Here is a 19,636-nt window from a genome sequence, read left to right as displayed (position 1 = left end):
TCATTTTTTTATTTAGATGTTTTACTCTAATCGGTTTGTTACTGAGGTCAAGTCATTTCTGACAATTTATTTTGTCAACTTTGTCAATTGAATGATATTGACTGGCTTGGATCAGTTGCTGGGTATACAGGTGTAAGGGATAAGCAAACAATGCTTCCGTGGTCTGCATTTCAATCACTTGCGACGCGCGTAATACCAAAACTTTTTGACTAATCGCACGTACCACATGGAGGTCATGGCTAATCAATAAATAACTCAGTTGATACTGCTGCTGTAAACGGCGCAATAACTGCACAATAGCCCGTTGTGTCGTACGGTCTAAAGAAGATGTCGGCTCATCTAAAATAATCAACTGTGGTTTTAACACCAACGCTCGCGCCAAAGCCACCCGCTGACGCTGACCACCTGATAGTTCATGAGGATAACGATGTTTGAAACTAGCATCCAACTCAACATCCAATAGAGCCTGACTCACTTTCGCTTCAATATGATTTTCATGTTGATAACCGAGCGTCAATCCTTCAGCAATAATCTGTTGTACGGTTAAACGTGGGTTTAAGCTGCTAAAAGGATCTTGAAAAACAATCTGGAAATTGGCACGAAGCGGACGTAATTGTTTTTGATTCAGGGCATTTAAATTCTGCTGTTGAAACAGAATCTGTCCTTGACTCTGAACCAAACGCACAATAGCTAAGGCCAAAGAACTTTTACCCGACCCACTTTCCCCCACAATACCAATACATTCTCCTTGCATTAAGGTTAGATGAGGAATTTCAACTGCAATCTGCTGACCCTTCACACGATTCAGCCACCCCTGTTTAATTGGATACTGTACCAATAACTGTTCTAGTTGCAGGACTGTTGGAGTCACAGAAGGTGCGAGTGCTTCCCCAAAATCATGGTTCATTAATTCACGAGTATAGGATGTTGCAGGATGTTGAAAGACCTGCTCGGTAGCACCCTGTTGCTCGACACGCCCCTGATTCATCACAATCACATCATCCGCATATTGGCGAACCAAATTCAAGTCATGGCTAATCAGAATCAGTGACATCTTGCGCTGCTGTTGCAGCGTCTTAATTAAATCTAGAATCTGTATTTGCAGGGTCACATCCAAAGCAGTTGTCGGTTCATCTGCAATTAAAATTTCAGGGTCTAACGCTAAGGCAGCTGCAATCATCACACGCTGCCGCTGACCGCCCGAAAGCTGATGAGGATAACGCTTTAGCAGAGCTTCTGTTTGAGTTAATCCAACATCATTTAATAACTGTATCACCCGCTGACGGACAACTTGTTTAGATAAGCCTTGTAGAATTAAGGTTTCTCCAACAATTTTTTCAACCTGATGTAATGGATTCAATGCTGCCATTGGGTCTTGGAAAATTAGGGCAATTTTATGACCACGAATAGACTGTAATTGCTGGGCAGAAAGTTTGAGTAAATCAATATCAGCATAATTGACTCTGCCTGATCTGAGCAAACTTGAGGGCAATAAACCTAGTAGCGCTAAACAACTGATCGTTTTACCCGAACCACTCTCCCCCACCAGAGCCAATGTTTTACCCCTATGCAGTTGAAAGGATAAATTGTCCAGTAATGTCGTTTGTTCGTGTTGAATATGCAATTTCTGGACATCTAAAATCACGCCTGTTGCATGGTTATTGTCGTGGATCGAATGCATCTCGTGCAGCCTCCCCAATATAAATCAAAAGTGACAAGACAATTGCCAAGGTGAAGAAACCTGATAAAGCCAACCACGGCGCATTTAAATTATTTTTACCCTGTAACAAAAGTTCCCCTAAGGAGGCAGTATCAGCAGGTAATCCAAGCCCCAAAAAGTCCAAAGCAGCTAAAGCAGTAATATTGGCAGTTAACATAAAAGGGAGCTGTGACAAACTGGAACTGATGACATTCGGTAAAATATGCCGAACTATAATACGAGTATCAGAAATCCCTAGCGCACGGGCAGCTCGAACATAATCAAAATTTCGCGCACGTAAAAACTCCGTCCGAACTAAATTCACCAACGTGGTCCAACCAAAGAACAACATGATCAAAAATAGCCAATACACACTCGGCGTGAAGATACTGACTAAAATCATCACCATAAACAGCATGGGCAAACCACCCCAGACTTCTAATATCCTTTGACCAATTAAGTCGACCCAACCACCATAATAACCTTGTACTGCTCCAATAAAGATGCCAATCACCGCTGAAAATAGCGTTACAGTAAAACCAAACAATAGTGAAACACGCAAGGCGTATAAAATTCTGGCGAGCACATCTCGGCCTTGATCATCCGTCCCTAACCAATTTTGCGTCGACGGTTCAGACGGAACAGGAACAGCTAAATCTAAATTTGGCGTTTGTGCTGCGTACCGAATCACGGGCCATACCACCCAGCCCTGATCAGCAATCAATTGCTGTACTACAGGATCTTTATAATCAGCTTCTGTTTCAAATACCCCGCCAAATGTGGTTTCGGGATAGCTCTTAAATACAGGAAAATAAAAAGACTGCTGATATTTGACCAATAAAGGTTTTTCATTAGCAATTAAATTTGCAGCTAAGGACACCACAAAAATCAGGCTAAATAAAATTAAGCAAAAAAAACCCAAACGGTTTTGTCGAAAACGTTGTAGACGTGTTTGAATCATAGGAGACATTAGTGTTTTCCTCGCGATTCAAAATCAATTCGTGGGTCAACCCATTGATAGAGCACATCACAAATTAAACGCAGAATTAAGCCCAATAAGGTAAAAATAAATAACGTCCCGAAGATGACGGGATAATCGCGCTGAATAATGGCTTCAAATCCCAACAAACCCAAACCATCAAGGTTAAATACAATCTCGATAAATAAATTGCCGACAAAGAAAATACTGACCAATGCTTCAGGTAAACCCGCCATAATCACCAATACAGCATTTCGAAATATATGCCCATACTGAACACGGGATTCACTCAAGCCTTTGGCACGAGCTGCCCAAACATAAGGTTTGTTTAGTTCTTCTAAAAAAGAATATTTGGTCAAATAACTTAAACTGGCAAAACCACCCAAAACCATCGCCAATAATGGCAAGCTTAAGTGCCAGAAATAGTCTTGAATTTTGCCCAGCAAACTCAATTGTTGAAAATTATCCGAGACTAAACCTTGTAACGGGAACCATTGAAAATAGCTGCCACCAGCAAAGAATACAATCAACAAAATAGCAAAAACAAAAGCAGGAACAGCATAGCCAACGGCTAAAATAAGCGAGGTGGTTTTATCAAACCATAAACCATGTTGCTTGGCTTTTTTAATTCCTAAGGGAATCGCAATAGAATAAATCAGCAAACTGCTCCACAACCCGAGTGAAACAGAGACAGGCATTTTTTCCCAAATTAATTGTGTCACTGGTTTATCTTTAAAAAAACTCACGCCAAAATCCAAAGTGACATAATTCTTAAGCATCACGGCAAAACGTATATACGCAGGCTGATCAAAACCATACTGGGCTTCAATCTGGCGAAGCATCTCATGACTTAGCCCTTTCGCACCCTGATAATTACTGTTTTCTGTAGAGATACCTGCTTTTGCGGCTTGCAAGCGCTGAAAAGACTCTGCTTGCTGAATGGCACGCTCTACAGGTCCGCCTGGGGCAATCTGAATCACGGCAAAATTAATGCACAGAATAAAAAATAAGGTTGGAATTATCAGGAATAACCTTTTTAGAATATACGTACCCAATTGCTTATCCTTATCTTCTGTATAATTTGCCTTCCCGATCTGGTTACATCTTTCAAGACGGGCATATTTCTCGCCTTACTTACCGAGAAATTGACTGACTTTTTTGGCTTGCACAGGATCACTCCACCAGTAGTCTAAGCCTAAAGATAATTTTGGCTTCACTTTAGGTTGGTGATACATATTCCAATAGGCATACCAATTGTCATTTTTACCATAGGTTAGGATTTGATAGTAACCTGCCCGCAACAAGCGATCCAAAACTCGGGTACGTAGAATTAATTGTTCCCGATTTGGTGCTTGAATCACCTGCTGAACAGCAGCATCGATAGCGGCATTTTGTATGCCCGCATAATTATAGTTACCAAACTCACGTGCAGCACTACTGCTCCACATTTGTGCTTGTTCGCTACTAGGGGAAAGCGATTGTGGCATTTCCAAAGTGGTCACATCAAATTCGTAACGACGCATCCGTTCCATATATTGCGAGACATCAACCTGACGCAGTTTCACATTGATACCTAATTTTTTTAGGTTTCGAACCCACGGCATAATCGTACGCTGTGCACCTTCTTGATAGAGCAAAACTTCAAACTGGATCGCCCGTCCATTTTTACCATACAACTGACCTTGTCGATATTGATAACCCGCCTTCAGCAAAATAGTACGTGCTTGGAGTAAATTCGGGCGATTGAATCCACCTGCATCCGATTTGGGATACTGCCAATTGGAGAGTACACCTTGTCGTTGCACAGGATGTAACTTGGGTAAATAAGGTTGTAATAATTTTAACTCAGCAGCACTCGGTTGTCCCGTTGCTGCCAATTCGCTGTTCTGAAAATGGCTTTGCAAACGCTGATATTGTCCATAGAACAATGCTTTATTCAACCATTCAAAATCGTAGGCATAACTCAATGCCTGACGAAAATAAATATCATTAAATGGATCTTTCCGCGTATTCAAGACCAAACTCTGATTGACCACGGGTCGGGCTAAACGATGACTATATCGCTTGACCAATCCTGCTGTTACAGCGGGAAATTGATAGCCCGTGACCCATGTCTTGGTCTTCTTTTCTTCATGTAAAGTGTACTGTCCCGACTTAAAACCTTCAAAGGCAATATCATTATTACGGTAATAGACATATTTCAGCCGATCAAAATTATAACGACCACGATTGACCATTAAATCTTTTGCCCAATAATTCGGATTGCGCTTATAAGTAATACTGCGCCCTGCGTCAATGCGTTCAATTAAATAAGGACCAGAACCCAAAATCGGCTGTAGCGTAATTCGGGTGAAATCCTTATTTTTCCAATCTAATTTGGAATAAATGGGTAAACTCGCCACAATCAGTGGCATTTCCTTGTTTTTGCTCGACTTAAAAATAAATTTAACTTGTGATTTGGACAAGACTTCTGTTTTCGCCAAATTCGACAAATACATCTGTAAGCCCAAGTTGGCTTTGGTTTGATATGCATCAAAACTGAATTTAACATCCTCTGCCGTCACAGGTGTTCCATTGCTAAAACGTGCCCGAGGATTCAAATGAAAAATAATAAATTGTGGATTTACGGGGTCAAACGTGACTTGATCTGCCAATAACGGATACATCACCCCAGATTCATCTAAGGAATTATCCATCAACGTATCGAATAAATAATTGACACCTTCTGTTGCACTACCTTTGCCATTCATACTGTTGAGATTATCAAAAGTACCCGTTGCTGCAGTGCTGATATATCCGCCTTTTGGGGCCTGAGGGTTAGCATAAGGCATTGCCCTCAGTTTGGTATATTGGGGCTGACTATGTACAGCAATATACGGCGTAGTCTGCAAAGCCGACCACACCTGCTGCGTCACCATACTACTGCTTAAACATAGCAATAGTATGGCAACTTTTTGGCTCGTTAAACGAACATCTGACATCTTAGATTAACGAATTAAAGATTCGGAACTTTAATCACATCACCAATTTTTAATTGTGCCGATGGCTTCAAATCATTCATTTCAGCCAAAGCACTCGCCTCAACACCATAACGTGCAGCCAAGCGAATCAGATTATCACCTGATTTCACTTTATATTCTTTCACCGTTTTAGGAATTAGAATGGTTTGACCAACCTGTAAACCAGTACGCGAACTCATATCATTTAGACTTGCCAATTCAGCAACTGAAATACCCGTACGACTCGCAATTGAATTTAATGATTCACCCGATTTTACTGTATATTTTTCAGTATCTTTACTGCTTGCACTGCTCTTTTTCACAGTTGCATCAGCTTTGGTCGTGGTCTTACTCGGCAAATCACCTTCAATTTTTAAACGTTGTCCAACACGAACCGAAGCATTGGTTGACAAGTCATTTAGCGCTGCCAAATAACTTAACTGCAAGTGATATTTCTTGGCTATGCTGCTTAAGGTCTCACCCGATTTCACCACATGAAGGTCTTTTGTAGTAACCGAACTCTCAGCTGGCTGTTCAATCTCAGGAACTTCCCCTGTGAGTTTTAATCGCTGTCCAACACGAACATTGGCATTACGACTCAAGCCATTTAAGGTCGCTAAATTGGCTTGGTTTAAATTGTATTTACTGGCAATAGCGGACAAACTATCTCCTGACTGCACCACATAACTTTCTGGCACAGTAGAACCTGCTGGTACTTTAATAGTTTGTCCAACATAAACACCACTGTTGGTTGAAATCTTATTCAATTCAGCCAAATCACTGAGCGAAATTTTCGACTGAGATGCAATGCTGTATAAAGTATCGCCACGCTGAACTTTATAGGTTTCGGTTTTAATGTGAGTATCCACATTTGGACTGTCTACTTTAGCCACGATATTTTTTGCCGATGTCGTTGCATCCTGATTTACGGTATTGATCGGAACATTGATTTTTTGTCCAACCATTAAATTGCTACCTGCATTTAAGCCAGGTGTCAATTCTGCCAACTCTTGATTAGACAAAGCATAACGGTCAGCAATCAGTTTTAAATACTCACCACGTTTCACTACGTAAGATTTAGTTTTAATAGTGCTCTTTGTCGTCGTTTTTTCAGTCGACTTTTTCGCTGTGGTTAATCCACTGTCTTTTAATGACAATTTCTGCCCCACAAACAGACCACTGGTCACGGTCAAATCATTATAGTCAGCCAACTGCTTCACAGATAAACCGAACTGGTTTGCGACGCTGGTCAAATTATCATTGGCCTGCACCACATAACTGTCTGGTTTGCTATTCGCGCTATTAGAAGTGCGATCTTGTGCAACAGGTTTAGCATCGTATAAATAAATACTGGTGCCCACATATAACATCGCATTTGGATCAATCTGATTCCATTTGGCAACGTCACGCCAGTTCACCCCGTTTTTCAATGCAATCGTTGCTAAGGTATCACCTGGCAGAACTGTATAAGTGGTACGTTTCCCTTTAGGTGGTACTACGACCACTTCAGATGCTGTTTTCACATAGTTCTTGTCTTTATTCAGTTGAGCTTCTTCAGAGTCTAACTTGGTATTGTCTGTTACTGATTTTGGATAAGCAAAACCTTTGGTTAACTCTTTACCTTGTTGCTCTGCTACAGATTGACTGGTCTGAATTGCGGTCAGTTTAATCTTGCCATCATAAGGATCGACAATTTCTGTTCCTTGCGGTGCAATCTGTTTGATCTCTGCAACCACTTGTTCTTGTTCAGCTTTGGTTGCTACAGGTTGCAAGACCTGATCGACGGTTTTACGGACATCCTCAGCTTGAACTGCCGCCATAATTTGCTCACGTTCCGCGGCAGAAATTGGCGGTTCAACACTTACAGGCTTCACATCTTTGGCTGGTGTGACTGCAACAGGAATACGTGGCGCGCTCGGTACAATTGTACTCGAAGCGAAAGCAGCCAATGCATCGGCACCACGTGGTGTAGTCGATAAAGGACGCCCTGTGTTCGTTGTCACTGAAGTAGTGGTCTTAGTATCTGTGGTTTTTGGGTTATTACTTGCAACCAAAGCAGGTGGAGTCGCTTTACTTGGTGTGATCACCGTTGCAGTCGAACTATTGGTCATTGGTGCAGCACTCGCCCATAGACCACCTGAACTTGATTGCAATTTAGATAACTTGGCATCAATCGACGGACTAATATCCGCAGGGATCAAAATACGCATTGGGCTGCTCGTATCAATCTGATCACCACGATGACCTGGATTGAGCGCATACAGTTCCGCCCGACTTAAACCTGTAACCGCAGCAATATCATTTAAGTTCGCTGGCCCTACACTAATTTCTCTAAAGTGTGGTCGGTTAGCAATCGGTGGTAATGTCACACCATAAGCATTCGGATTTTTAACAATTTGCGCAACTGCCAAGAAACGCGGCACATAGTTCATGGTTTCTTGCGGTAAACGTAAAGACCAATAATCGGTAGGTAAACCAGCCTCACGGTTACGGTTAATTGCCTGTTGAATACGACCTGGACCTGCATTATACGCTGCCAAAGCCAATTCCCAAGAACCGAACTGGTTATACAAACTACCTAAGAATTCATAAGCTGCACGGGTAGATTCAACTACATCACGACGACCATCATACATACCTGACTGTTTAAGCCCGTAAATACGTCCCGTACTTGGAATGAACTGCCAAAGTCCTGCTGCTGCCGCACTACTGGTTGCAGCAGGGTCATAAGAACTTTCAATAATTGGTAATAGTGCGAGTTCAGTCGGTAAGCCACGACGCTCGGCTTCTTTTACTGTATGGTAAAGATAACGTGAGGCGCGCGCACTTAAACGCTCAATATAAGGCTGTCGAGAGACGAACCAACTGCGCTGGGCTTCAATGCGTGAATCCCAGTGATTAAGATCCATTTTAAAACCGACAGTCATGCGCTTCCACACATCACCATGTTTTAAAATAAGTAAACGATCCCCTTCTACAGCACGCATATCGGTTGCAGATAAAAGATCTTCCAAAGAATCTAAACTATTTGCATCTAAATAATTTGAGCCAACCTGTTTTGATGCGGCAGCCTTGGTCGCACTTTGGCTCGATGCACAACCTGTGGTTAATCCTAATGCAGCGAGTGCAGAGCCCAATATAGTAATCTTAAATAATGTCGGAACCGAGGGCTGCCACAAGAACGTGGTTGGTTTATACATAAAAAAATCCAAACAACTCGTATAAAATTTATTTTTTAGCACTGCCATTGTAGTGGAGCATGACAGAGACTCAAGGCAATAATTTAGCGCGATTCCATGATAAATGTTACAAGAAATTAAAAATTAACCATGTAATACACTTCCAAAGCACAAATGCGTTATACAATATAAAATTGAATTTGCTTCTGTTAACTTTCTTTGCTGGCTGGATGACCCTTTATGTCTGAAACAATTACGCTCTATGTCGATGGCGCTTGTCGTGGAAATGGTAAGGATGGCGCACTCGGAGGTTGGGGAGCCTATATCGTTACAGCAACCGAAGAACGCAAAATTTTTGGTGGAGAAACACAGACCACCAACAACCGCATGGAATTGACCGCGGCAATTGAAGGCGTACTCGCTTGTCCAAAATCAGCCAAGTTAATTATCTGGACTGACTCCAACTATGTTAAACAAGGCATAACTGAATGGATTCATGGTTGGAAAAAGAAAAACTGGAAAGATGTCAAAAATCCAGATTTATGGCAAAAACTCGATAGCGTTTGCCAAGGTCGTGACATCGAATGGAACTGGATTAAAGGTCATGCAGGTCATCCAGGCAATGAAATGGCGGATCAACTGGCAAATTTAGGCGCTGACCAAGCAGCTAAAACACAAGTCGTAGTGACCGCAAGTCCAACGGAAGATAAAAAAAAAGCTGAGTCCGACTGGTTGTTTGACGACCCTTTCGGACTAGATTTCGCAGTTGAAGAAACCGAATTGGCTGAACCTGAAATCATTGAAGAAATCACGGAGACCATAATTCATGTGGAAGCTCCTCTAGTGGCTCAGACTTCTACAACAGCGACAACGACCAGTTCTCATCCACATATTGTAATTACCCCTGCAACTGTCGAAGCCTTTGGTCCACGTCAATTAATTCTAGATACAGAAACCACAGGTTTTTACTTTCAGGACAGCGATCGCATTATTGAAGTTGGCGCAATTGAGATGATCAATCGCAAACTCACGGGCAGTTCCATTCATATTTATATCAATCCTGAGAAGGAAGTCGGGGACTCCGTCAATGTCCACGGCATTACCGATGATTTTTTAAAAGATAAGCCCAAATATGCAGAAATTGCAGATATCTTATTTGACTACTTAAAAGGCGCCGAGATTATTGCGCATAACGCGACCTTCGATATGAACTTCTTAAATATGGAGTTTAAGCGTACAGGTCATGGGGCACTTTCCGAAGTCTGTGAAGTCACAGATACTTTAGCGATGGCAAAAAGCAAACATCCTGGGCAAAAGAACTCTTTGGATGCTTTGGTGCGGCGCTACGAAATCGCACAACGTGATCGTACTTTCCATGGCGCATTGCTCGATGCTGAAATTTTAGCAGACGTCTATTTGGCAATGACGGGTGGGCAAGTGTCGTTTGATATCGATGCGCTATCACAAAGTGAACAACAGGAAGGTACAAGTGGGCGACGCCAAATTGACGAAACAGGCTTAGCCGTTATTCTGCCCTCTGCCGAAGAATTGGCCGCACATGAGACTTGGGTCAAACAAATTGAGGAAAAACAGGGTAAATCTTGCTTTTTTTCAAAATAATTTCTAGAGATTCTGTTATTTTTTGTATTTAAACTTTGGGGACATCAGTTATAGTTGAATACAAGAAATAACGCTCTAACTCAGCCACACATAAACAGATAATACATTAGGAAAGGTGCAGATAAATGTCTTACCAAACCTCTATTCATTTTGATCCTACAGCCTTACTGATAATAAAAAATGAGGTTGATAACTCGATCAAGTTAGTTGAATCTGCGGTCAGCACCTTAGCAGAGGATCATACTCTACCATTTGGTATTGATGATGCGCTGAATCAATTTGAACAATGTGCACAGGTTCTGGTCTTAATTGATATGCCAAACTTAGGGCAAATTGCTCAATACGCTGCGGAACTTATGCGTAAAATCATGGCACATCCTGAAAATATCAATACGCAAGATGTGATCGCGCTCAGTGAAGGCACCACCATGCTAAAACGCTACATTGAGTTTATCTGCCTGCGTGAAGTTAAAATTCCTCAATTTCTACTCGATACTTTAAACCGCTTAGAATTGGCTTTAGGCAAACCTCTTACCCATGAAGGTCAACATCTTGAATCACTGTTGAACCATATTGAACCTACATTGCAGTTGGCTCATGTTCCAACACTCGAAAAGTCAGAATATGTACACCGCTTATATAAACTTGCATTGAACAAATTGCTCCAGCAGCAAGAAACCGAACTTGATTTGCAAGCAATTCGAATTGTGGGCACTTATTTAGCAGGTTTAACCAACCAATTACCAAGTCAACAATATTGGGGACTGGTTCATGTAGCATTTAATCAAATTGATAATCTGCTATTCACAGATGCACGTTTACGCAGTTTGATTGATATTGAACGTAATATTGCAGCATTTCTCCAAGCGCCCAAAAACTTCAATGCCAGCCTGAAAGATTTATCGAATATTCTCAGTTTATGTATTAGCCAAGAAGATGAGATATCTCAAAACATCCGTGAGCAGTTGAATATTGGAGAAGATGCCTTAACCGATACGCAACTCCAAGTGTTTAGTCGTCATCTTTATGGTCCAGACTTCAATACCATGCATAACATTAGTGAACTAGTGACCGCTGAAATGGCACAAATTCGCAATGAGATTGAATATAACTACCAAACAATGTCGCCTGAGAAAACGCAAGAATTACAGACAAAAATCAAAGAATTGGCTAATATATTCAAAGTCTTGAATTTGAATGAAGCATATCAAGACTTATCACGTCAGGTTGAAATATTGAATCAAAGTGATGTATTAAAAGACGAAAACTTTGCTCAGCAATTAATGAAAAGTATTTTATCTGCCATGAATTCAATTGGGGTATTAGAACGTCACCATACTTCAAATCGCTTACAACATCGTGTGAACAACTTGAATGTTTCTCTAGATCGCCTAGATGAAGCTCATGATGCTTTACTCAATGAAACTAAAATATTGGTTGATCACGCTGCTGCTGCATTAATTCAGTATCTTCAAGATCAATTCTTAGGTGCATTAGGCAACCTGTCTACACAGCTCAGTGAAATTAGCGGTGCTTTACTCTTCCTTAATGCCAGTGAAGGTCAGCAAGCATTAAAAAATGCTGCGCAATTTGTGCAACAAAAAATTGAAGCATCAAGCAGTATTTCTGAACAAGAAATCAACTACATTTTAGATACTCTCGCGAGTGCAGAAATGATGATTGATAATTTAAAGAATAAACAGCCTGTATTACATTCGATGTTTGATGTAGCATTAAGCAGCAGTCAGAAACTTAATGCCGAAGTAGTTGCCTAATGTCTGAATTATCACTTGCCTATATTTTTCATCAACAACAACTTCTGGTTGATGAACATCTCCAACTGCCTAAAGTTGAACGCTTGGCAAGTGATTTACACTTACATACGGGCAATACTGTTATTGCCCGTGATCTACAAACTAATGAAAGCATCCCAAAGGGTTTACAATTGGTTCCGATTCGACAACTGTTGACTCAATGGACCACTAAAGAGTTTGAACAGGCCAGTCGTGCCATGCAGCTATTAGAATGGCGTCGCAACCATAAATTCTGTAGCCATTGTGGACATGAAACTCAGGTTCATGCGAATGAATATGCGATGGTCTGCCCTGCATGCCATTATCATCAATATCCACGGGTACAACCTTGTGTTATTACGGTAATCACACGCGGAAAAGATGAAATTCTTTTAGCTAAAAATGCCAAGAATACCAACAATATGTATGGTTTGATTGCAGGCTTTGTCGAAGTTGGTGAAACGCTAGAAGATGCGGTACGTCGTGAAACTGAAGAAGAAGTCGGCTTAAAACTCAAAAATATTCAATATTTAGCAAGCCAACCTTGGCCCTTCCCAAGTAATTTAATGATTGCCTTCCGTGCTGAATATGCTGCGGGTGATATTCAATTACAAGAAGAAGAAATCAGTGATGCCCAATTTTTCAAATTTGACCAACTTCCTCAAATTCCATTCAAAGGAAGTATCGCACACGCCATGATTATGCATGTGACTCAAGGTCACCCTGCTGCCGATGACACACATCTATGGCTTTAAGGCCTCCTCAATAGAAACCAAAATTTGTTCTTTAGTTTCAAAATAACGACTGAATAAACTCGATACTGATCCCATCACCGTAATATGTCCTGTGCGTGGAATTACAATCATTTTGCTGTGATTGCCTTTTTCTTTCAGTACTCGGTCAAAATCTTCCGTATTGTTGTGTCCCACAATCTGGTCATTTTCAGCCATGAGCAAATAATGCTTAATGCTATTCGATGCCACAAAGTAATAAGGCATAACTTGCTGAAAAGGGACGCTTTGATCGAACGCCTCGGCACATAACGGATCTCCCTTATAATCAAAATGATATGGGCCTGCCACCCCGATGATGGCACGAATTTGTGCGCGACATTGCAATTCATACTGCTGCGGATGGTAAACCGCAGACATCACATTAAATGCACCTGCAGAATGTCCCATAAGTACAACATTGTCGGTACGAATAGCCAACTTTTGCTGATGCAGACTCAAAAAGTTGAGTGCAAGGGTTAAATCGTCTACATAGCTCGGGAAAATGTACTGTGGCGCAAGATGATAGTTGATTACTGCAACGTCATAACCTTCACGGGCAAAAGCTTCACCCACAAAGCGATATGAACTTTTATCGCCATGTGTCCAAGCACCACCATGCACAAAAATAATTAAAGGTTGATTTAACTGTGGTTTATGCGTTTTGAATAAATCTAGACGATGCCGTGCCTTTAAACCATACGCAATATTTTCATGCAGTGTATATCCCTCACGCGGTGTGAGTTGATTTAATGCATAACTACCAACATCGTAGATGCGAAAGTCTCGAATAAAGTCTTTCGCATTACCCATGGTGTCATTTAACTGTTTAATCCAATATTCGGATTTATTGAACATTCGTCGGTTCTACCTGATCTGGGTCAATAGCTACAGGCGTTTGAACTTCAGGCTGCGCATTGCTTGCGACTGGGCTTACAAAACTAGAATTTATCGATTTCTGTCCTTGATCGACATTATCAACCAATGTCACAATTTTGGTTACATTACCCACTTGCTGTAACACGTTGTTCAAATCATTGATTTCAGCATTATTCAAACGCCCCATCACGTACAACACACCATCTTCTGTATGTACACGAACTTTACTGTCGGCAACCACAGGGGCTTTCATAATCAAGCCACGGGTATTTGCTGTGGCGGACGCATCCTGCATGATGGTGTTATATCCAATTTTATCACCCACGGTAATAAAATTATGCACATTTTTTACGTCACTCATCGCACGGACATTGTCTTCAGCCAATTGTTTTAAATGCTGATCTGGGACTTGTCCTGTCAAAAGCACATTGCCATAAAAACTTTCAATATTGACACGCGACTGTTTAAAACGAGAATCTAATTTGTATAAATTAATATTCGCTGTACGTTCAATTGAGGAATCAATAAATACCTGACCCAATGAGCGTACCCCACTTTCAGTTCCAACTGGTGCAGTCCCTGTACCACCTGAAATAAAACTCGCACAGCCCGATAAACTTAGACCTGCGACACAAAGCACTGTCATTGCAATACGATTCAACACTCAGCAAGACTCCTCACTTATTTCATTCATTTTTCTATAGCATTGATGCTTCCTGTTACTTCAAAGATTAATGAACTCTGAATCAAAAGTAAAAGCATTTTCTATCCATTGCTGATCATAAGTGAAACTTGAAAAGTCATACTGTACTGTTTTTGCAAATTGTTGATAAAAATCAAAACAAATTACATCAAATCGACAATAGAACTGCTGAAATTCAGGATATTCATTCAGAAAACATAACGCTGTTTTGATGAGTTTGCGCTGTTTTGAAAGTGATACCACTTCATTGGCATGTGCATAACGAGTCAAAGCTCGTGCCTTCACTTCAACCAAAAGTAATTCTTCACCTTGTTGCACAACCAAATCTAGCTCGCCATATCGGCTATGATAGTTTCTTTGCACAAGTTGAAAACCTTGTTGTTGCAAAAGAATTAAGGCTTGCTGTTCTGCCCAATCCCCCAAAGCTTGTGATGTTGTTTTAAGATTCAATTTTTCTTCCACTCAGTAAAACCCACTTATTTCTTGTTGTAATGCAATGAATATCAAACTTTTTGCCCTTTTTTATTTTAGTTTAAGCTGAAATGCAATCTCAAATGTATATCATTGATTCAGGCAATTAGAACATTACAATCTACCTTTTTCAAAATATGCCAAGTTTCAAATACTATTTTTTTACATCGCAGCGTTGAATATAAGATCTTCACAGAATCTAATTCGCGTCTGAGCAATGGATTCAGGTAGAATGTAAGTATTCTAACGCGTTTGCGGATTCAAACTCCCATATCACTTACATCGCGTCATTCTTTTTAAATTCTATTTTGGCATGGAGATTTCACATGAGTGCTCAGTTATTTGTTGTAGCAACCCCTATCGGGCACTTAGATGATATGACTTTTCGTGCAATTGAGACCCTAAAATCAGTGAGCATTATTGCAGCCGAAGATACGCGCACATCGGCACAATTACTCAAGCATTTTAATATTTCAACACCGCTGACCGCCTGCCACGACCATAATGAAAGCAACAAAATTGATGTGTTAGTGCAACGCCTGTTAAAAGGTGAAAATATGGCGTTAATTAGTGATGCAGGTACCCCTTTAATTAGTGATCCTGGATTCAAACTGGTTCGTGCTGCTCAGGAACACGGCATTCGTGTAATTCCAGTGCCTGGTGCTTGCGCCGCGATTGCTGCCTTAAGTACAGTAGGTTTACCGAGTGATCGTTTTAGTTTCGAAGGCTTTTTATCCTCTAAAGCTTCACAACGTTTATTACAACTCGAAAAGTTGAAAGACGAAACACAAACCCTAATTTTTTACGAGGCCCCTCATCGAATTTTGGAATGCGTGAAAAATATGGCTGATGTGTTTGGTGCAGACCGTCCCGTCGGCTTTGCTCGTGAAATTACCAAAACTTTTGAAACTATTCGCAAAATGACTTTGGGTGAATTGGTCAAGTTTATTGAGTCGGACCATAATCAGCAAAAAGGTGAAATTGTGCTGGTGGTCGGTGGTGCAACACAAGAAAAAGACATGGAACAAGAGAAATTAGACCAGCTTCTCACCCGTCTTTTACAGGATTTATCAGTCAAAGCTGCATCACAACTGGCTGCGGATTTGACAGGGATTAAGAAAAAAGTTGCTTATCAACGTGCCTTAGAACTGACTGCAAAATAAAACTAACACTTTGATATTCTACCAAATAAAAAACCACTCTCAAGAGTGGTTTTTTATTTGGTAGATTAGTCGTGTGCAGATTCGTCTGGTGGAACTTCAGTGATACGCCCACCACGTGCCAAAAATGCAGCCACTTCATCCTCTAAAGCCTGACGTTGCTTTTGCTTTGCAGTCACGGTTAATGTTTCTGCCTCAGCAAGATCACCATCAGAAGCACCTTCCGCTTCGTCAGATGCACCTTTTTCAGCAGCCTTCGCTTCATCCTCATCCACTGCTGAGTCTTCTACGTCATCATAATCATTCATATCCGTCATCTTTCTCTCCCCACAATGACTTCTATTTACTTCATTTCGAATTGCTTTCGAATTACGATGAAATTTATCAATCTAAATTGCTTTCGCATAGTACTTAATGCAAAAAAATCGTATTTTTTTTAATCAAATTCGTAATCAGATTTAACTAGATGTCTAAAAATTATCTGTTTAAAACGAATTTGCATAACGGGTATTTTTCAACGCCTGCAAACCATTCGCTTGCATCATAAAAGCATCTTTCAATACGGGGCGTTGTTCAACTTGTTTTAAACCAAAATTACGCGCCCAAATAATCGGAAAGAATTCCGTAGTTTCTAACCAACCAATGGCCGACATACTATGCATCATGGCATCGTTCTGGCCTTTACGGCGATGTTCATAACGTTGCAAGGTTTGCTCATGTGCCCAGACTCCACGCGATAAATCGTGCAATAATGCATCACACAGTACCGCCGCATCTAAACAGCCAATATTTACCCCTTGTCCTGCCAATGGATGGATCACATGTGCTGCATCGCCGATTAAAGCTAGCCCCGATGTTACATATTGCTGCGCAGCTCGGGCTTTCAACGGAAACATCGCCCGTGGTGTTGCTTCTAAAACTTCACCCAACATATGCTGACTTTCTCGTGTCAACAGCTGTAAAAAAGCCTGATCATCTAGTGCAGCATATTCCTCGGCATAATCATCGGGCAACGTCCAAACAATCGACTGCCAATGACCATCTTGCTCTGGTTTTAGGCTTGCCATCGGTAAAAATGCCAAAGGACCCGTTTCCAAGAAAATTTGACGGGCGACATGTTGATGCGGCTGTGCGGAACGGATGGCACAGGTCACGCCTGCTTGATGATAATCCAAGATATCCAGATCAATAAATGCCTGCTCACGTACAAATGAGTTGGCACCGTCAGCACCAATCACCAGTTTGGTCTGTAACTGCGTACCATCAGCCAAGTGAATATGCCAAACACCAATACCACGTTCTACACGCGTAACTTTAACTTGTGTTCGATAGTCTTTGACTTCGCTTAGCATACGTTTTTGAATGGCTAAATTCAAAATACTCGGCTCAACCATTGAACCCAATGCTTGCTCTATGGAAGGCGTTTTTTCTGCAACATCCCCAAAATGAATGTCACCATAGCCATTTTTATTCCAGACCTGCATACCACTATAGGGCATCTGGCGTGCCAATAATTCCCAAACCTTTACTGTTTTGAGTAAATGAATCGTCGCTTGGCTCAGTGCCAAGACACGTGGATTAGCAACTGCTAAAACCTTGCTCTCATCCAAAATTGGTGCTGCATCTAAAACCGTGGCTTGTACACCACCTTGAGCCAACAACAAGGCGGTCAATCCACCGACCAAACCACCACCAACAATCACAACATCTAAAACTTGGCTCATGCTTTTAGTCCCATTGCGTAGGTAGCCACCAATGGTTTAATACCCGGAATTAAATCGAAAGCAATCAGTCCTGTATTACGTAATAATTTCAGCATCGGATTTTGATTGCTAAAACCTCGTACTACACTGTCACAGAACTTAATTACACGTTGCTGATCTTTTAAACGGGCTTGTTCATATTCAAGTAAAATACTTGGTTCACCGAGGTCAGCACCCGCACTCTGTTGTGCTTCTAAATAGCGCAGCAATACATAAGCATCACGCATACACAGGTTAAAACCCTGTCCTGCAACAGGGTGAATGGTATGTGCCGCATTTCCCATCAGCACTACACGCCCTACTGCCTGCTTTTCTGCTAAAACTTGTGACAATGGATAACTAAAACGCTTGCCTGTTTTCTGGAATTTTCCTGCACGGTCACCATAGGTTTGCTGCAAAGCACCCAAGAAATGTTGGTCATTTTCTTCACCTAACCATTCTTGTTCTGTGCCCTTTTTCACTGGCCAAACCACTGAACGACGGTATTCACCCGGTAAAGGCAACAATGCCAATGGCCCAAGAGGACTAAAACGCTCAAAGCCAATATGTTGATGCGGTTTCGAAGTTTGTACGGTGGTGACAATCGCCACTTGATCATAATCATGCTCAGATACACCAATACCCAAAGCTTGACGACAGAACGAATCTCGACCATCTGCCGCAATCACCAACTTGGCTTGTAGTTGCAACTGTTCTTCACCACGTCGCGCTTCAATATAAGCATGCTCTGCATCTTGGATAAGTGAGGTGACCTGCACACCATCAATCAATTCAATCAATGACTGTTGGCGAACTTGAGTAAGTAACACACGCCCTAACCACGCATTTTCAATGACTTGTCCAAAGCTTTCGACTTTCTCTTGTTCTGCAATTAAACGCGCCTTACCAAAGCTGCCTTCCTCAGTAATATGCACTTGTAAAATTGGTGTTGCATGTTGTTGCAAGGCATCCCATAAACCCAGTTCTTGATAAATTTGCACGCTACGGCGAGACAAAGCGCTGTTTCGTGCATCGAAACTGGAATGATAAGGCGCAAGATTGATGTCATCATAATTTGGGTATTTGATGGCTTCGAGCAGTTTGACTGCAATATTTGCTTTCGCCAACATGAGTGCCAGACTCAGCCCGACCATTCCACCACCGACAATGACGACTTCTTGCTGCATGCTTGTATCCTTTTTTATGGCGTATTTGAAGGAAGAAACCTCAAAATACCTATAAGTTTTAATGGATTTTATATTACATCAAAGCGTTTTATTTTTATAATGAAATGGACTTTTTTACGTACGATCAAGGTAAAGGGCTCTACCATGATTTTGAAAAATTATGTACTGTCGGTTATTAGGAAACTCGCTCAAGGTACTGTTTAAGCTAACTTATAAATAGCGTGAAACAATGTTGAATAATTGTTTGTGGAACATGAAAAATCAATAAAAAAGCCCAATGTGGAGATATTGGGCTGAGTTCAGGGGACTATTGATTTGATTTATATCACAATAATAAGTTGATTACGTATAACGTGCATTATGTTAATTTTAGAAAATCTTAAACATTCTTAATGTGACAGAACATTTTAGGAAATAGTAATATTGCGATATTTTAAAATAGATTTATTGATCAT

15 protein-coding genes are annotated in these 19,636 nt (G+C 41.1%); 4 read left to right on the top strand and 11 right to left on the bottom strand.

Annotation, left to right across the window (positions count from 1 at the left end):
* Positions 1-52 precede the first annotated feature (52 nt).
* The 5 genes from MP622_RS01995 to MP622_RS01975 form a co-directional block, all read right to left on the bottom strand.
* Positions 53-1,681: a dipeptide ABC transporter ATP-binding protein gene (locus MP622_RS01995; protein ID WP_243792238.1), complete on the bottom strand. Its 1,629-nt coding sequence runs from the start codon at positions 1,679-1,681 to the stop codon at positions 53-55.
* A complete protein-coding gene (locus tag MP622_RS01990; RefSeq protein ID WP_151503702.1) occupies positions 1,659-2,669 on the bottom strand; it encodes an ABC transporter permease in 1,011 nt (336 codons plus the stop codon). The genes MP622_RS01995 and MP622_RS01990 overlap by 23 nt, the downstream gene beginning before the upstream one ends.
* A complete protein-coding gene (yejB, locus tag MP622_RS01985) occupies positions 2,669-3,733 on the bottom strand; it encodes a microcin C ABC transporter permease YejB (RefSeq protein WP_243792236.1) in 1,065 nt (354 codons plus the stop codon). Before yejB ends, MP622_RS01990 begins: the two co-directional genes overlap by 1 nt.
* Before the next feature lie 75 nt (positions 3,734-3,808).
* On the bottom strand, positions 3,809-5,596 hold the full coding sequence (locus MP622_RS01980; RefSeq protein WP_243793436.1) for an extracellular solute-binding protein: 1,788 nt from the start codon (positions 5,594-5,596) through the stop codon (positions 3,809-3,811).
* A gap of 77 nt (positions 5,597-5,673) precedes the next feature.
* Positions 5,674-8,877, bottom strand: a complete 3,204-nt coding sequence (locus MP622_RS01975; protein ID WP_044738425.1) for a LysM peptidoglycan-binding domain-containing protein — start codon at positions 8,875-8,877, stop codon at positions 5,674-5,676.
* A gap of 219 nt (positions 8,878-9,096) precedes the next feature.
* Here MP622_RS01975 and dnaQ point away from each other — a divergent pair, with 219 nt between their 5' ends.
* From dnaQ to nudC, 3 genes are all read left to right on the top strand, one after another.
* Entirely contained in the window at positions 9,097-10,476 is a 1,380-nt protein-coding gene (gene dnaQ, locus MP622_RS01970; RefSeq protein WP_243792234.1) for a DNA polymerase III subunit epsilon, read from the top strand.
* Positions 10,477-10,601: 125 nt separating this feature from the next.
* Positions 10,602-12,251: a chemotaxis protein gene (locus MP622_RS01965; protein ID WP_243792233.1), complete on the top strand. Its 1,650-nt coding sequence runs from the start codon at positions 10,602-10,604 to the stop codon at positions 12,249-12,251.
* Entirely contained in the window at positions 12,251-13,024 is a 774-nt protein-coding gene (gene nudC, locus MP622_RS01960; protein WP_243792231.1) for an NAD(+) diphosphatase, read from the top strand. The genes MP622_RS01965 and nudC overlap by 1 nt, the downstream gene beginning before the upstream one ends.
* Here nudC and MP622_RS01955 read toward each other — a convergent pair.
* Genes MP622_RS01955 through MP622_RS01945 form a run of 3 tightly spaced genes read right to left on the bottom strand, consistent with a single transcriptional unit; the run spans position 13,013 to position 15,071 of the window.
* Positions 13,013-13,897, bottom strand: a complete 885-nt coding sequence (locus MP622_RS01955) for an alpha/beta hydrolase (RefSeq protein WP_044738422.1) — start codon at positions 13,895-13,897, stop codon at positions 13,013-13,015. The genes nudC and MP622_RS01955 overlap by 12 nt on opposite strands.
* The gene (locus MP622_RS01950; protein WP_016166999.1) at positions 13,887-14,582 is read right to left on the bottom strand and encodes a BON domain-containing protein; all 696 of its coding nucleotides are present in this window, start codon (positions 14,580-14,582) and stop codon (positions 13,887-13,889) included. The genes MP622_RS01955 and MP622_RS01950 overlap by 11 nt, the downstream gene beginning before the upstream one ends.
* Before the next feature lie 60 nt (positions 14,583-14,642).
* A complete protein-coding gene (locus MP622_RS01945) occupies positions 14,643-15,071 on the bottom strand; it encodes a YraN family protein (protein ID WP_016167000.1) in 429 nt (142 codons plus the stop codon).
* A 347-nt stretch (positions 15,072-15,418) separates the two neighbouring features.
* On the opposite strand from MP622_RS01945, the gene rsmI reads away from it, so the two are divergent.
* Complete coding sequence (gene rsmI / locus MP622_RS01940; protein ID WP_016167001.1) at positions 15,419-16,255, top strand: 16S rRNA (cytidine(1402)-2'-O)-methyltransferase; 837 nt, start codon at positions 15,419-15,421, stop codon at positions 16,253-16,255.
* A gap of 65 nt (positions 16,256-16,320) precedes the next feature.
* On the opposite strand, the gene MP622_RS01935 is transcribed toward rsmI, so the two are convergent.
* From MP622_RS01935 to ubiH, 3 genes are all read right to left on the bottom strand, one after another.
* The gene (locus tag MP622_RS01935) at positions 16,321-16,569 is read right to left on the bottom strand and encodes a hypothetical protein (protein WP_016167002.1); all 249 of its coding nucleotides are present in this window, start codon (positions 16,567-16,569) and stop codon (positions 16,321-16,323) included.
* A gap of 168 nt (positions 16,570-16,737) precedes the next feature.
* Positions 16,738-17,976, bottom strand: a complete 1,239-nt coding sequence (locus MP622_RS01930; protein WP_243792229.1) for an FAD-dependent monooxygenase — start codon at positions 17,974-17,976, stop codon at positions 16,738-16,740.
* On the bottom strand, positions 17,973-19,181 hold the full coding sequence (ubiH, locus tag MP622_RS01925) for a 2-octaprenyl-6-methoxyphenyl hydroxylase (RefSeq protein ID WP_243792228.1): 1,209 nt from the start codon (positions 19,179-19,181) through the stop codon (positions 17,973-17,975). The genes MP622_RS01930 and ubiH overlap by 4 nt, the downstream gene beginning before the upstream one ends.
* Between the last annotated feature and the right edge of the window lie 455 nt (positions 19,182-19,636).

This window comes from Acinetobacter sp. PK01, assembly GCF_022819285.1.
Classification (GTDB): domain Bacteria; phylum Pseudomonadota; class Gammaproteobacteria; order Pseudomonadales; family Moraxellaceae; genus Acinetobacter; species Acinetobacter tandoii.
This window is presented reverse-complemented; position numbering and strand designations above follow the sequence as displayed.

Excerpts from the sequence above, each read along its gene's own strand:
- nudC (WP_243792231.1), top strand. The coding sequence starts at position 12,251 with ATGTCTGAATTATCACTTGCCTATATTTTTCATCAACAACAACTTCTG.
- MP622_RS01990 (WP_151503702.1), bottom strand. The coding sequence starts at position 2,669 with ATGTCTCCTATGATTCAAACACGTCTACAACGTTTTCGACAAAACCGT.
- MP622_RS01955 (WP_044738422.1), bottom strand. The coding sequence starts at position 13,897 with ATGTTCAATAAATCCGAATATTGGATTAAACAGTTAAATGACACCATG.
- dnaQ (WP_243792234.1), top strand. The coding sequence starts at position 9,097 with ATGTCTGAAACAATTACGCTCTATGTCGATGGCGCTTGTCGTGGAAAT.
- MP622_RS01980 (WP_243793436.1), bottom strand. The coding sequence starts at position 5,596 with ATGGTGACGCAGCAGGTGTGGTCGGCTTTGCAGACTACGCCGTATATT.
- MP622_RS01935 (WP_016167002.1), bottom strand. The coding sequence starts at position 16,569 with ATGACGGATATGAATGATTATGATGACGTAGAAGACTCAGCAGTGGAT.
- MP622_RS01930 (WP_243792229.1), bottom strand. The coding sequence starts at position 17,976 with ATGAGCCAAGTTTTAGATGTTGTGATTGTTGGTGGTGGTTTGGTCGGT.
- MP622_RS01995 (WP_243792238.1), bottom strand. The coding sequence starts at position 1,681 with ATGCATTCGATCCACGACAATAACCATGCAACAGGCGTGATTTTAGAT.
- rsmI (WP_016167001.1), top strand. The coding sequence starts at position 15,419 with ATGAGTGCTCAGTTATTTGTTGTAGCAACCCCTATCGGGCACTTAGAT.
- MP622_RS01965 (WP_243792233.1), top strand. The coding sequence starts at position 10,602 with ATGTCTTACCAAACCTCTATTCATTTTGATCCTACAGCCTTACTGATA.
- ubiH (WP_243792228.1), bottom strand. The coding sequence starts at position 19,181 with ATGCAGCAAGAAGTCGTCATTGTCGGTGGTGGAATGGTCGGGCTGAGT.
- MP622_RS01975 (WP_044738425.1), bottom strand. The coding sequence starts at position 8,877 with ATGTATAAACCAACCACGTTCTTGTGGCAGCCCTCGGTTCCGACATTA.